Raw genomic sequence first — 13,208 nt, 5'->3', positions numbered from 1 at the left:
TCAAAAAAAAGCCTCCATAAATGAAGGCTTTAGTTTTATTAGTGAAAATTAATACAGTTTTTTAGCGGTTTCCCACATTTCTGTCTTGAACGGGCGCTTCATATTTTCGATTGCGTCGATGATATCGTGATGCACCAGTTTTTCGTTTTGTACACCGACGCAGCGACCGCCATAGCCCTGCAACAGCAGCTCGATAGAATACGCACCCATGCGTGAAGCCAGAATACGGTCAAAGGCGCAAGGCGCTCCGCCGCGTTGAATATGGCCCAAAACGGTCGCGCGAGTTTCGCGTTTGGTTTCGGTTTCAATATGACGCGCCAGATCAGCGATATCACAGATGTGTTCGGTGATGGCAACGATGGCGTGTTTCTTCCCTTTAGCGATACCGGCTCGGATCTCTTCGACCAAGTCGTCACGGTTGAACTCAACTTCAGGGATTACGATAAATTCACAGCCACCAGCAATTGCCGCTGACAGAGTCAAATCACCGCAGTAGCGGCCCATGACTTCAACGATAGAAATACGCTGATGAGAAGAGGAAGTGTCGCGTAGACGGTCAATGGCTTCGACCACAGTCTCTAGCGCGGTAAAATAGCCGATAGTGTAATCCGTACCTGCTACGTCATTATCGATGGTGCCAGGCAGGCCGATGCAGGGAAAACCCATTTCGGTGAGGCGTTTCGCGCCCATATATGAACCGTCGCCGCCGATGACCACTAGTGCATCGATACCGCGGTTTTTCATGTTCTCGATGGCTTTGGCCCGCACTGCTTCGTCGCGGAATTCAGGGAAACGCGCTGAACCCAGGAAGGTGCCGCCGCGATTAATCACATCTGAAACGCTGTAGCGGTCAAGCTGCTTCATGCGATCTTCATAGAGTCCAAGGTAGCCGTCGTAAACACCAAAGACCTCAAGGCCCTCGGTAAGTGCTGCGCGAACAACGCCGCGTATCGCCGCATTCATGCCGGGGGCGTCGCCACCACTTGTCAGTACACCGATTTTTTTGATCATGACTACCTCTGAACTTTTAGATGCAATTTCTTAAGAATTCTTGAGCATACCTGCCAAACCGGACCTTTCTGGTCGCATTCCTGGTTCTTCGCTTGGATACTCAAATCATATAACAAAATGCTTAAACTGAATTGATGCAGGTCACCTGCACGTCGTAATTCAGCTTTGTTCAATGCAATTTACTTACAGGCTCTGATTATACAAGGGTCAGGTGACAAACCTTAGATGGAAATTTAAGTTATTCGAGAAAGACCGAGTTTTGTCATCAAATGAGCCGTCTGCCCTAAGGATAGCATTGTTCGCCATGACATCTGACTGATAATGCAACAAATCCGTTACATTTCTTAGGGCCGTTATTTTAGACATTTGGGCAAAAAAAAGCCCCACCTTTCGGTGGGGTAAGACAGGGATGGTGTCTATGGCAAGGAAAAGATGTGATTTGCTTTTACAACTTACTGCTTACTAATGTTGACTCGTACTACTACTCTGTACTGCTTGCGGGCTTCTGGATACTTGTAGGCTGTTGATCAGAAGAAGGTTGGACGCCGGAAATCTGCGCGGCGAGAAGCTGCATACGTTGCTCGTGCTTCTGGTTTAAAACCTCTTTTTGCTCAGGAGTGAGTAGATTAAACATCAGGTTACGAATACGGGCCATTTCTACCTGGCGATTGACCTGCTCCTGCGCTATTTTTTCTGCCAGCGATCTTACCGCGGCCTGATCAAAATTCTTGGCGGTTACCAGCTCATGCATGGTATCCATTTGCTTCAAATCTATTTGCGGTGAATCTTTGCGAGCCTGATGCATAAGATCACGCATTTGCTGGCGTTGCTGTTCGGTTAAATTAATTCCGTCGAACATCGTGTTACGCCTATCCAACATATTGCCATCATGAGCTAAAGTATCTGCAGGCAAAGATTTAGCGCTTTCTGCCAACACTACACTTGAACTAAGTGAGAGCATTGAGGCCATAATCATTGCAGCTACCTTACACATCACGAACTCCTATATATTTTCGCACTGAGCGAATCATTGAAAAGCAGTCTAACCCTGGAGCTGCAAACTAGCGTCAGTGCTTGTAAAACTACGTAAAGTCATGGAATAGCGGCAATTGATGACGTATTTTGCGTCTAGAGGTAAATACAATGAATAAAATTTTGTTAGTTGATGACGATCGTGAACTGACTTCACTTTTGAAAGAATTGTTAGAAATCGAAGGATTTAGCGTTGTGGTTGCCTACGACGGCGAGCAGGCGCTTGAGAAGCTCGACAGCAGCATCGGGCTTTTACTGCTCGATGTCATGATGCCGAAGAAAAACGGCATTGAGACATTAAAAGAACTGCGCCAGCGTCATCAAACGCCGGTAATCATGTTAACGGCCCGTGGAAGCGAGCTGGACAAAGTGCTGGGCCTCGAACTTGGCGCAGACGACTACCTGCCTAAGCCATTTAACGATCGCGAACTGGTAGCGCGCATCAGGGCCATGCTGCGCCGCTCAAACTGGAGCGAGCAACAGCAGGCCGGCGAAACCAACAGTTCACCGACTCTCGAGGTTGATGGTCTTCAGCTTAACCCTGGTCGCCAGGAAGCCAGCTTTGACGGGCAGCCGCTCGACTTGACCGGTACCGAATTTACCCTGCTGTATCTGTTGGCAAAACACTTAGGCCAAGTGGTTTCACGCGAGCATCTCAGCCAGGAAGTATTGGGCAAACGCCTGACACCATTCGACCGCGCCATTGATATGCATATTTCCAACCTGCGCCGCAAACTGCCGGATCGCCAGGATGGACACCCATGGTTTAAAACGCTGCGTGGCCGCGGCTATCTGATGGTATCTGCTACATGATCAACAGCCTTACAGCGCGTATTTTTGCCATTTTCTGGTTTACCCTCGCGCTGGTGCTCATGTTGGTGTTGATGGTACCCAAGCTCGACTCTCGTCAGTTGACCCCGTTGCTCGACAGTGAACAGCGGCAAGGGCTGATGATTGAACAACACGTTGAAGCCGAGCTTGCAGGCGATCCGGCGAATGACCTGATGTGGTGGCGCCGACTGTTCCGCGCCATCGACAAATGGGCACCGCCGGGCCAGCGTTTGCTGCTGGTCACCAGTGAAGGCCGGGTGATTGGTGCGCAACGCAATGAAATGCAGATTGTGCGTAACTTTATCGGCCAGTCTGACAACTCCGATCGCCCCAAGAAAAAGAAATACGGTCGCGTAGAGATGGTCGGGCCTTTTGCCGTGCGTGATGGCGAAGATAACTACCAGCTGTACCTTATCCGTCCAGCAGGCAGCGCCCAGTCCGACTTTATCAACCTGATGTTTGACCGTCCGCTGCTGCTGCTGATTGTCACCATGTTAATCAGTGCTCCGCTGCTGCTCTGGCTGGCCTGGAGCCTGGCGAAACCGGCGCGTCAGTTAAAAAATGCCGCCGACGATGTGGCGCGCGGTAATCTTAAACAGCATCCAGAGCTGGAATCCGGCCCGCAGGAATTTTTGGCTACCGGTGTCAGCTTTAACCAGATGGTTAGTGCGCTTGAACGTATGATGACCGCGCAACAGCGGCTGATTTCTGATATCTCTCACGAATTACGTACCCCTCTGACTCGCTTACAGCTGGCTACGGCGTTATTACGTCGCCGCCACGGAGAAGGCAAAGAGTTGCAGCGTATCGAAATGGAAGCCCAGCGGCTGGACGGCATGATCAACGATTTGCTGGTGTTGTCACGCAGTCAGCACAAAAACGAGCTGACACGCGAACAATTGAAAGCCAATGAACTTTGGGCTGATGTCATTGATAACGCACAGTTTGAAGCCGAACAAGTTGGCAAGACTCTTGAAGTCACCGCCCCTCCGGGTCCTTGGAGGCTGATTGGTAATCCGAATGCCCTGGACAGCGCGCTGGAAAACATCGTGCGTAACGCCCTGCGCTATTCACATCAACACATTGCGCTGAATTTCACGGCGGACAGCGATGGCGTCACCATCATGGTCGACGACGATGGTCCAGGCGTGAGCGAAGAAGATCGCGAACAGATTTTCCGTCCGTTCTACCGTACCGATGAAGCCCGCGATCGCGAGTCTGGCGGTACCGGCCTGGGGCTGGCAATCGTTGAAACGGCGGTGCAGCAGCATCGGGGTTGGGTAAGAGCCGAGGACAGCCCTTTGGGCGGTCTACGTCTGATTATTTGGTTGCCGCTGCAACAACGGTGAAGATTCTGCTATCCTGCGTCCCTCAAGACTTAGAGGGGCGCGGTCCGCATGCTTAACATTGTTTTATTTGAACCAGAAATCCCACCAAACACCGGCAATATTATTCGCCTATGCGCCAACACTGGCTGCCAGCTGCATCTGATTAAACCAATGGGTTTTGCCTGGGATGACAAACGCCTGCGTCGCGCTGGTCTGGATTATCACGAATTTACCAACATCAAGCATCATGAAAACTATGACGCTTTTTTAGCGAGTGAAGCGCCACAACGCCTGTTTGCTCTGACCACCAAAGGCACACCGGCACACAGCGCCGTGTCTTATCAGGACAATGACTATTTGCTATTTGGTCCGGAAAGTCGCGGCCTGCCTGCCACCATTCTCGATAATCTGCCGCCCGAGCATAAAATCCGCATCCCAATGCAGCCAGACAGCCGCAGCATGAACCTGTCGAACGCCGTTTCTGTCGTGGTATATGAAGCCTGGAGACAACTGGGCTACCCTGGTGCAGTGATTAAAGAGCTGCCAAAGGAAGCGTAATTCCGCGGGTTGTAGGATATAGGGCTTAAGACAAGACGGGGAAACCAGTCTTGAGAGAAAAGTATTTACGTTGCTAGTGCAGAACTGAAACGGCATGCGAACACATGCCGCCGAAAAATTAGATCCCGTCGCCGAACTCGAATCCTTGAGTGCCGTTGAAGTACTGGTTCATGTCCATTGAAGGTTTTTCGCTTTCTGGACGACCAACAATCCGTGCTGGAACACCTGCTGCCGTGACGTGCGGCGGTATTGACTGCAAGACAACCGAATTAGCACCAATTTTTGCCCCGGCACCCACTTCGATATTGCCCAGAATCTTCGCACCTGCGCCAATCATCACCCCTTCACGGATTTTTGGATGACGATCGCCTACTGTCTTACCGGTACCGCCCAGAGTAACGGATTGCAGAATAGAGACGTCATTTTCAACCACTGCGGTTTCGCCGATCACAATGCCGGTGGCATGATCGAGCATGATCCCACAGCCGATTCGCGCCGCAGGGTGGATATCTACGCCAAAGGTCACAGAGATTTGATTCTGGAAATATACCGCCAGCGCCTGACGATCCTGCTTCCACAGCCAGTTGCCGATGCGGTAAGCCTGCAACGCATGGAAACCTTTAAGATAAAGCAGCGGCGTTGAATATTTATCGACCGCAGCATCGCGGGAATGTACGGCAAGAATATCGCGCGCTGCCGACAGGGTCATCTGCTCGTCGTTACGGTAAGCCTCTTCGACCACTTCACGAATGGCGATAGCGGGCATAATTGGGCTGCCCAACTTGTTGGCAAGAATGTAGCTCAGCGCACTCCCGAGGGTTTCGTGCTTGAGCAATGTCGAATGGAAAAAGCTCGCCAGCATAGGTTCACACTCAGCCAGTGCTCTCGCTTCTGATTTAATGTTGTTCCACACCAGTTCCAACTCTTCTGACGACATCATCTTTCCTTAAAGCGAATTAAATAAAGCTCTGTAACAGAGAATAGCAAGCCGACCAGTCTTTAACACTGGCGGCTTTATATCAATCGCATTGCTGTGCCGGTTCAGCGGCTGCCCGACTCATCTTTACTGGCGCGAGCCAGCAGGCTGGTTGCAGCTTCACGCGCGTCTTTACCGTTATACAACACCTGATAAATCTGTTCGGTAATCGGCATCTCGACGTTAAAACGCTGCGCCAGAGCTCGAACCTCTTTGGTGTTGCGATAACCTTCGACCACCTGACCAATCTTGTCCTGAGCACTCTGCACGTCGAGGCCCTCTCCCAGCATAATACCGAAGCGACGATTGCGTGATTGATTATCCGTGCAGGTTAGCACCAAATCACCCAGCCCAGCCATGCCCATAAAGGTGGCCGGAGAGGCGCCCAATGCCGAACCCAGGCGACTCATTTCGGCTAATCCGCGGGTGATCAGGGCGGTGCGCGCATTAGCACCAAAACCGATACCGTCAGACATGCCTGCGCCGATGGCGATCACGTTTTTCACCGCTCCGCCGAGCTGAACACCGATAAAATCAGGATTACTGTATACGCGGAAACTTTTCCCGCAGTGCAGCAATTGCTGCAAATCTTCACCAAATTGCGCGTCGGTTGAGGCCAGCGCGATAGCCGTTGGCATACCTGCAGCTAATTCTTTGGCAAAGGTCGGCCCGGAAACCACGGCCAGAGGAATGGTATCGCCCAGTTCTTCGCGTGCGACATCTTGCAGCAGACGGCCCGTTTCGGCTTCGAGGCCTTTGGTCGCCCAGACAATGCGGGCATCGGCGCGTAAGAAAGGTTTGATTTGACGCAAAACGTCGCCGAATACGTGGCTTGGAACCACCACCAACACATCGCGGCTAGCCGCAACAGCGTGGGAAAGGTCGGTCTCAAGAATCAGCGTATCAGGGAAAGTGACGCCCGGCAGAAATGCTTCATTGCAGCGAGCGGACTGAAGTACCTTAATATGGGCAGCGTTATGCCCCCAAAGCACGACAGGGTGGCCATTTCTGGCTAAGGTAATCGCTAAAGCGGTGCCGTACGAGCCGGCACCGATAACGGTCATTGAAGCATTGACAGTTTTCATCAGGCATCCTGATGTGGCTGCGCACCTTCGGTTTCTGACTGCTGTTGCAGATAGTTCATGAACAGAGCGTCAAAGTTTACCGGTGCCAGATTAAGTTGCGGGAACGTGCCGCGCGAAACCAGACTGGTGATGCACTCACGCGCATAAGGGAACAGAATGTTCGGGCAGTATGCGCCCAGGCAATGAGCCATCTGAGTGCCGTCGATACCTTCGATAGAGAAAATACCACCCTGTTGAACTTCACACAGGAATGCAGTTTCTTCAGCTACAGAAGCAGTAACGGTCACACGCAGGACAACTTCAAATACACCTTCGGCCAATTGGCTGGAAGCGGTATCCAGATCCAGTTTAATCTCCGGCTCCCACTCTTTCTGAAAAACTTGTGGAGCATTTGGAGCTTCAAAAGAGATGTCTTTGGTATAGATACGTTGGATCTGGAAAGTCATCTCGGTGTTGTTCTGTTCAGACATTAAAATAGTACCCTTAAGTTAATAATAATCCTTTAAACACCCGCCTTGACGCGCAATCGCGCACCTCTACTTACAGCAGAGAGTCAAGACCACCGCGGGCGTCAAGTGCGTGTAAATCGTCGCATCCACCAATGTGTTTACCATCGATAAATACCTGAGGCACGGTCGTGCGGCCACTGCGCTCGATCATGACTTCACGTTTTGCTGCATCACCATCAATTGCAATTTCGTCAAAGGCTGCACCCTTACTGTTCAGCAAGGCTTTAGCACGATGGCAATAAGGACAGGTTGCTTTGGTAAACATTTCAATCTTAGCCATATCGCACCTCGGAATCATGTCATTAGGTTGGAGTATTCTTTACTTACCGCGAGCCAAAGGCAGATTTTCGCCGCTCCAGCCAGCAATACCTTCTTTCAGGCTATAAACACGCTCAAAACCAGCGTTCACCAGGCCTTCGGCGGCTAAACGGGAAGTCTGACCGTTAGCACAAACAACAATCACCGGCAGTGCCTTGCTCTTGGCAAGATCGCCCAGGTTGTTGCTTTTAATATCTGCGCTGAGCAGATTCACTGAAGTAGAAATGTGACCTTTACGAAACTCTTCGCGAGCACGAACGTCAACGACCACGGCTTCTTCTTTATTGATTAGACGTGTTGCTTCACCGCGGGTGATCTCTTTCACTTTAGAAAAACGGGCTCTTACCGTTGTGAAGATCACTGCAATCAGCAGTGCAACCCACGCCAGGCTCAGAACCGGGTGCGCGCTAACGAATGGCATAATATCTTGCATGGGGTGTAACAACTCCCGACAGTTAGGGGAAAATTCAAGGCTCACGAGTATACCTTGCGGTTTGCGCAATTACAGCTCGAATGCGCCGCCAATTACCATAAACTGAGGCGTATCCCGAAAAAATCAAGGGGTGTTTACCTAAAATACTTCCGAATATTGCTCTTCATTCAAATAATGTTTATCTGCTGGCAGGCACTCTGGAACAGACTATCTTGAATGATAGCGCGCGGATTTTTTGTTTTCGCATCATGTTGTTGATTAGTGTTACGATAAAGCCAATAGGGATCAGATTGTCTATCATCCTGGGTCGACAAGCGGAAAAAAGTTTGAGCAAATCTATCTATTTCAGTTTGATGAGAAAAGTCCTTTCCGGTTCAGCCCTGCTAGTTTGCGGCGTGCTGCTGGTTCAGCCACGGTACGGCCTGGCCGATGACAACAAGGATCAACTCAAGAACATTCAGCAAAACATCGCTGAAAAGGAGAAAAGCGTTAAAGCACAAAAGCTTCAGCGTGGATCCCTGCTCGACCAGCTTCAATCCCAGGAAAAAATCATCGCAGCCGCCAGCCGCAAGCTGCGCGATACCCAATTGACCCTATCCGGGTTAAACAAAGATATTTCCAATCTGAACACCTCCATCGACAAACTGCAAAAACAGCAAAAGACTCAGGAAGATATCCTCGCTAAACAGCTCGATGCCGCTTTCAGACTGGGCAAACAGAGCGGATTACAGCTGGTCTTAAGCGGGGAGGAAAGCCAACGCAGCGAGCGTATTCTGGCTTATTTCAGCTACCTGAATCAGGCTCGCCAGCAGAATATTGACGCGCTGAAAAAGACTCGCAGTGACCTGGCCTCGCAGCGCGTTACCCTGCAATCCAAACAGGTGCAGCAGAAATCAGCTTTGACACAACAGCAAAGCCAACAGCAACAGCTTGAGCAGGCCCGCGCTGCACGGCAAAAAACACTGACTTCTCTGGAATCATCGTTGCATAAAGATGAAGCCAGCCTGGTCGATTTACGTGCCAACCAGACCCGCCTGCAGGACAAAATTGCCGCCGCCGAACGCGCAGCTCGCGCCCGGGCAGAAAAAGAAGCCCAGGAAGCGGCTGCGGTTCAGGCGAAAGAAAAACAGGCGAAATCAAAAGGCTCAACCTATAAACCAACTCAAAGTGAACAGGCTCTGGTATCGCGCACCGGCGGTCTTGGCCGTCCGGCCGGGCAAGATATCTGGCCAGTTCGCGGCAACACTCTGCATCAGTTTGGCGAAGAGTTGCAGGGTGAGCTGCGCTATAAAGGTATTGTTATTGCCGCCCGCGAGGGCAGTGATGTAAGAGCCATCGCCGATGGACGCGTGCTGCTGGCAGACTGGTTGCAGGGTTATGGCCTGGTTGTGGTGCTTGATCACGGCAAAGGGGACATGAGCCTGTATGGATATAACCAGAGCGCACTGGTGAATGTGGGCGACCAGGTTAAAGCCGGTCAGCCGATTGCACAAGTGGGCACCAGTGGTGGTCAAGGTCAGCCTTCTCTGTACTTCGAGATTCGTCGTCAGGGTCAGGCCGTTAACCCACAGCCGTGGTTGGGAAGATAACATTGCGATTTAAAAAGAGACGTTTAGCGACGTTATGTGGTGCGCTGGTGTTCACACTAAACGTTCAGGCTGCCAAGCTGGCCATCTTGTTTGATGACTTTGGTTATCAGGCAAAGAACGAAAATCAGGTGCTAAAAATGCCGATCAACGTATCGGTGGCTATTTTCCCCAATGCGCCCGACTCGCACGAAATGATGTTGAAGGCCCACCAGCAGGGCCGAGAAATCCTGATCCATCTACCGATGCAACCGCTGAGTAAGCAGCCTCTCGAGAAAAATACCCTGACGCCGGATATGAGTAGCCAAGAGGTCAAACGTATTGTTGACCAGGCAGTGGCCAGCATTCCTTACGCAGTGGGTATTAACAATCATCAGGGCAGTAAAATGACCTCGAGCCTGAGCGGCATGCAAAATGTCATTCAGGCCATGGCACCGCACCATCTGTTTTTCCTCGACAGTATGACGATTGCCGGAACTAAATCAGTTCAGGCTGCGCAAGGCACCTCGGTTAAGGTGATTAAACGCAACGTGTTCCTGGACGACGTGCAAAATAATGCCGAGATCCGTCATCAGTTTCAGCGTGCCATCGCTTTGGCCCGTCGTAACGGTTTTGCTATCGCCATTGGTCACCCACACCCGACAACGGTGGCTGCGGTTCAGCAAGAGTTGGCAAATCTTCCATCTGATATTCAGCTGGTTCGCCCAAGCGATCTGCTCAACACGGCGATAACTTATAATCCACACGCTGCGCCACCGCCGCCGCTTAAACCGGCCAAACCTGTGAAACCGCCGAAGCCTAAACAGAAAGGGATTGGCAGCTGCCCTATCAAGCAGAAAATCCCGCAAGTTTATGCTGGGGCGATGTTCAGCGTGCTGGGTGAAAGCATCAAAAACTCTGCCGTAGTCAACTTTGTTGAACGCCAGTGGAGCGACTGGAGCAAAGCGCCAGCGCAGGCTGCCCCACAGATGCTGCAAACGCCAGCGCCTATCGCCGAGCCGCCAAAACCATAAGCATTTGGTGATAAAAGCTTTAACATTCAAAGAGGCCAGCTTGATTGCTGGCCTTTATTTTCACGACGACAAGAGACGGTAAAATCTACCAGTTTAAAATTACTTTACCCGACTTGCCCGAGCGCATGGCATCAAAGCCCTGCTGGAAGTCATCGATAGAAAAATGGTGAGTGATCAGTGGCGTTAAATCTAACCCCGACTGCACCAGCGCGGCCATTTTGTACCAGGTCTCGAACATTTCACGCCCGTAAATTCCCTTGATAAACAAACCCTTGAAAATAACCTGATTCCAGTCGATTGACATGTCAGATGGCGGAATGCCCAACAGCGCGATGCGTCCGCCGTGATTCATGGCATTGAGCATGGAGCGAAACGCCGGTGGCGCGCCAGACATCTCCAGTCCAACGTCGAAGCCTTCAGTCATGCCCAGCTCGGTCATCACACTATTGAGATTTTGCTTGCTGATATTTACCGCTCGGGTAACACCAAACTTTCTCGCCAAATCGAGGCGATACTCATTCATGTCAGTGATAACTACGTGCCGTGCGCCGACGTGACGGCAAATAGCTGCCGCCATAATGCCGATTGGCCCAGCGCCGCATACCAGCACGTCTTCACCCACTAAATCAAACGACAAGGCAGTGTGAACGGCATTGCCCAGCGGGTCGAAAATCGCCGCCAAATCATCGGAAATGTTGTCGGGTATCTTAAAAGCGTTAAACGCCGGGATCACCAGATATTCGGCAAAAGCTCCAGCGCGGTTTACCCCCACACCTTGCGTGTTGCGGCACAGATGAGTGCGGCCGCCCCGACAGTTGCGGCAATGACCGCAGGTGATATGCCCCTCGCCCGACACGCGATCGCCAATTTTGAAGCCTCGAACCTCCTGCCCAATCTCGACGACTTCGCCGACATATTCGTGGCCGGTCACCATCGGCACTGGAATCGTTTTTTGCGACCATTCATCCCAGTTATAAATATGCACATCGGTGCCACAAATTGCCGTTTTACGGATCTTGACCATGATGTCATTGTGACCGAGCTCCGGAACCGGCGCGTCAGTCATCCAGATGCCCTGCCTAGGATAAAGCTTGGCCAATGCTTTCATTTTCATTCCTTAGTTGATCGCACAGACTTTTTTAATCTGGTATCAAGCCAAAACGCCCAGCTCTTTACCGGTGCTGATAAAGGCCTCGATGGCCCGTTCGATATCTTCACGGCTGTGCGCCGCCGACATTTGCGTGCGAATACGCGCCTGCCCTCGCGGCACGACAGGGAAGAAGAATCCGGTCGCAAAAATCCCTTTTTCCTGAAGTTTGCTGGCAAACTGCTGCGCCAACCGGGCATCCCCCAACATCACCGGGATGATAGCGTGATCGGCACCGGCCAGCTTGAACCCGGCCTCGGACATTTTCTGGCGGAACAGCTTGGCGTTGTCCCAAAGCTTACGACGCAGATCTCCCCCCTGTTCCAACAGGGCAAGGACCTCCAGCGAGGCGCAAACAATTGATGGGGCCAATGAGTTAGAAAAAAGATATGGCCGCGAACGCTGGCGCAGCCATTCAACTACCTCTTTGCGCGCAGCAGTGTATCCGCCGGAAGCACCGCCCATCGCCTTGCCCAAAGTGCCGGTAATAATGTCGATACGTCCCATGACCTCACAATATTCGTGGCTGCCGCGGCCGTTTTCCCCCACAAAGCCCACCGCGTGCGAATCATCGACCATGACCAACGCTTGATACTCCTCGGCTAAATCACAAATTTCCCGCAGATTGGCAATCACGCCATCCATTGAAAATACGCCGTCGGTGGCGATCAAAATGTGACGCGCGCCGGCAGATTTAGCCTGCTCCAAACAGGCTTTGAGCTCCTGCATATCATTGTTGGCGTAGCGATAACGGCGCGCCTTGCAAAGGCGAACTCCGTCGATAATCGAGGCGTGGTTCAGGGTGTCGGAAATGATTGCGTCTTCTTCATTTAGCAGCGTTTCGAACAGCCCTCCGTTAGCATCGAAACAGGAGGAATATAGAATGGCGTCTTCCATACCCAAAAACTCGGCCAACCGATTTTCCAGAGTCTTGTGAATATCTTGCGTGCCACAAATAAATCGCACCGACGCCATGCCAAAGCCGTGTTGATCCATGCCCGTTTTGGCCGCAGCGATCACCTGCGGGTGATTGGCTAACCCCAGGTAATTGTTAGCGCAGAAATTAAGCACCTGCCTGCCATCGGCGAGAGTGATCTGTGCCTGTTGTGCCGAGGTGAGGATACGTTCCTGCTTGAAGAGTCCTTCCGAGCGAGCCTGAGCGAGTTCATCTTCCAGGCGCCGATAAAATGAAGCAGACATGACATTATCTCCTTAAATAGTCCATCTAACACAGAGACTACTAACAGAGAGGGGTAATAACGAGTAATCAGACAGATAAATGTTATTTTTGCAGCATATATCACGGGGATGGAAGGTTAGTTGCATTCTGATACTAATCAGATAGCTTACCCATGTAGGCTGGCCTATGAAGTGTTATGAT

At 51.4% G+C, this 13,208-nt stretch carries 14 protein-coding genes; 5 read left to right on the top strand and 9 right to left on the bottom strand.

The genetic code is table 11. The features are described 5' to 3' along the window. Positions 1-48: 48 nt before the first annotated feature. Together pfkA and cpxP are read right to left on the bottom strand one after the other, a co-directional pair. Positions 49-1,011 carry a 6-phosphofructokinase gene (gene pfkA, locus SPM24T3_RS15445; protein WP_009637719.1) on the bottom strand — a complete coding sequence of 321 codons (963 nt, stop codon included), beginning with the start codon at positions 1,009-1,011 and terminating at the stop codon, positions 49-51. A gap of 481 nt (positions 1,012-1,492) precedes the next feature. Next, positions 1,493-2,005, bottom strand: a complete 513-nt coding sequence (gene cpxP / locus SPM24T3_RS15440; RefSeq protein ID WP_009637718.1) for a cell-envelope stress modulator CpxP — start codon at positions 2,003-2,005, stop codon at positions 1,493-1,495. 149 nt (positions 2,006-2,154) lie between these two features. Here cpxP and cpxR point away from each other — a divergent pair, with 149 nt between their 5' ends. From cpxR to trmL, 3 genes are read left to right on the top strand one after another with little or no spacing between them, the layout of a single operon-like run. Next, positions 2,155-2,856 carry an envelope stress response regulator transcription factor CpxR gene (gene cpxR, locus SPM24T3_RS15435; RefSeq protein WP_009637717.1) on the top strand — a complete coding sequence of 234 codons (702 nt, stop codon included), beginning with the start codon at positions 2,155-2,157 and terminating at the stop codon, positions 2,854-2,856. Beyond that, on the top strand, positions 2,853-4,223 hold the full coding sequence (gene cpxA, locus SPM24T3_RS15430) for an envelope stress sensor histidine kinase CpxA (protein ID WP_009637716.1): 1,371 nt from the start codon (positions 2,853-2,855) through the stop codon (positions 4,221-4,223). Before cpxR ends, cpxA begins: the two co-directional genes overlap by 4 nt. Positions 4,224-4,271: 48 nt before the next feature. Continuing rightward, positions 4,272-4,760 carry a tRNA (uridine(34)/cytosine(34)/5-carboxymethylaminomethyluridine(34)-2'-O)-methyltransferase TrmL gene (gene trmL / locus SPM24T3_RS15425; RefSeq protein ID WP_009637715.1) on the top strand — a complete coding sequence of 163 codons (489 nt, stop codon included), beginning with the start codon at positions 4,272-4,274 and terminating at the stop codon, positions 4,758-4,760. Between the two features lie 118 nt (positions 4,761-4,878). Here the strand turns inward: trmL and cysE are convergent, their stop codons facing one another. The 5 genes from cysE to SPM24T3_RS15400 form a co-directional block, all read right to left on the bottom strand. Beyond that, complete coding sequence (gene cysE / locus SPM24T3_RS15420; protein WP_009637714.1) at positions 4,879-5,697, bottom strand: serine O-acetyltransferase; 819 nt, start codon at positions 5,695-5,697, stop codon at positions 4,879-4,881. 104 nt (positions 5,698-5,801) lie between these two features. Further along, the gene (gene gpsA, locus SPM24T3_RS15415) at positions 5,802-6,821 is read right to left on the bottom strand and encodes an NAD(P)H-dependent glycerol-3-phosphate dehydrogenase (protein ID WP_009637713.1); all 1,020 of its coding nucleotides are present in this window, start codon (positions 6,819-6,821) and stop codon (positions 5,802-5,804) included. Further along, positions 6,821-7,291 carry a protein-export chaperone SecB gene (gene secB, locus SPM24T3_RS15410; protein ID WP_009637712.1) on the bottom strand — a complete coding sequence of 157 codons (471 nt, stop codon included), beginning with the start codon at positions 7,289-7,291 and terminating at the stop codon, positions 6,821-6,823. The genes gpsA and secB overlap by 1 nt, the downstream gene beginning before the upstream one ends. Before the next feature lie 70 nt (positions 7,292-7,361). Beyond that, positions 7,362-7,610 carry a glutaredoxin 3 gene (grxC, locus tag SPM24T3_RS15405; protein WP_009637711.1) on the bottom strand — a complete coding sequence of 83 codons (249 nt, stop codon included), beginning with the start codon at positions 7,608-7,610 and terminating at the stop codon, positions 7,362-7,364. Positions 7,611-7,649: 39 nt separating this feature from the next. Continuing rightward, positions 7,650-8,081: a rhodanese-like domain-containing protein gene (locus SPM24T3_RS15400; RefSeq protein ID WP_009637710.1), complete on the bottom strand. Its 432-nt coding sequence runs from the start codon at positions 8,079-8,081 to the stop codon at positions 7,650-7,652. Between the two features lie 353 nt (positions 8,082-8,434). Here SPM24T3_RS15400 and envC point away from each other — a divergent pair, with 353 nt between their 5' ends. Together envC and SPM24T3_RS15390 are read left to right on the top strand one after the other, a co-directional pair. Further along, a complete protein-coding gene (gene envC, locus SPM24T3_RS15395; RefSeq protein WP_237713082.1) occupies positions 8,435-9,670 on the top strand; it encodes a murein hydrolase activator EnvC in 1,236 nt (411 codons plus the stop codon). 2 nt (positions 9,671-9,672) lie between these two features. Next, positions 9,673-10,680 (top strand): divergent polysaccharide deacetylase family protein, encoded by a 1,008-nt coding sequence (locus tag SPM24T3_RS15390; RefSeq protein WP_009637708.1) that lies wholly within the window; start codon positions 9,673-9,675, stop codon positions 10,678-10,680. A gap of 85 nt (positions 10,681-10,765) precedes the next feature. On the opposite strand, the gene tdh is transcribed toward SPM24T3_RS15390, so the two are convergent. Together tdh and kbl are read right to left on the bottom strand one after the other, a co-directional pair. Then, positions 10,766-11,788, bottom strand: a complete 1,023-nt coding sequence (gene tdh, locus SPM24T3_RS15385; RefSeq protein WP_009637707.1) for an L-threonine 3-dehydrogenase — start codon at positions 11,786-11,788, stop codon at positions 10,766-10,768. A gap of 42 nt (positions 11,789-11,830) precedes the next feature. After that, entirely contained in the window at positions 11,831-13,027 is a 1,197-nt protein-coding gene (kbl, locus tag SPM24T3_RS15380) for a glycine C-acetyltransferase (protein ID WP_009637706.1), read from the bottom strand. Positions 13,028-13,208 lie beyond the last annotated feature (181 nt).

The organism is Serratia sp. M24T3, assembly GCF_000257645.1.
Classification (GTDB): domain Bacteria; phylum Pseudomonadota; class Gammaproteobacteria; order Enterobacterales; family Enterobacteriaceae; genus Rouxiella.
Note: the sequence above shows the minus strand (reverse complement) of the source record. Positions and strands in the feature narration are given on the sequence as shown.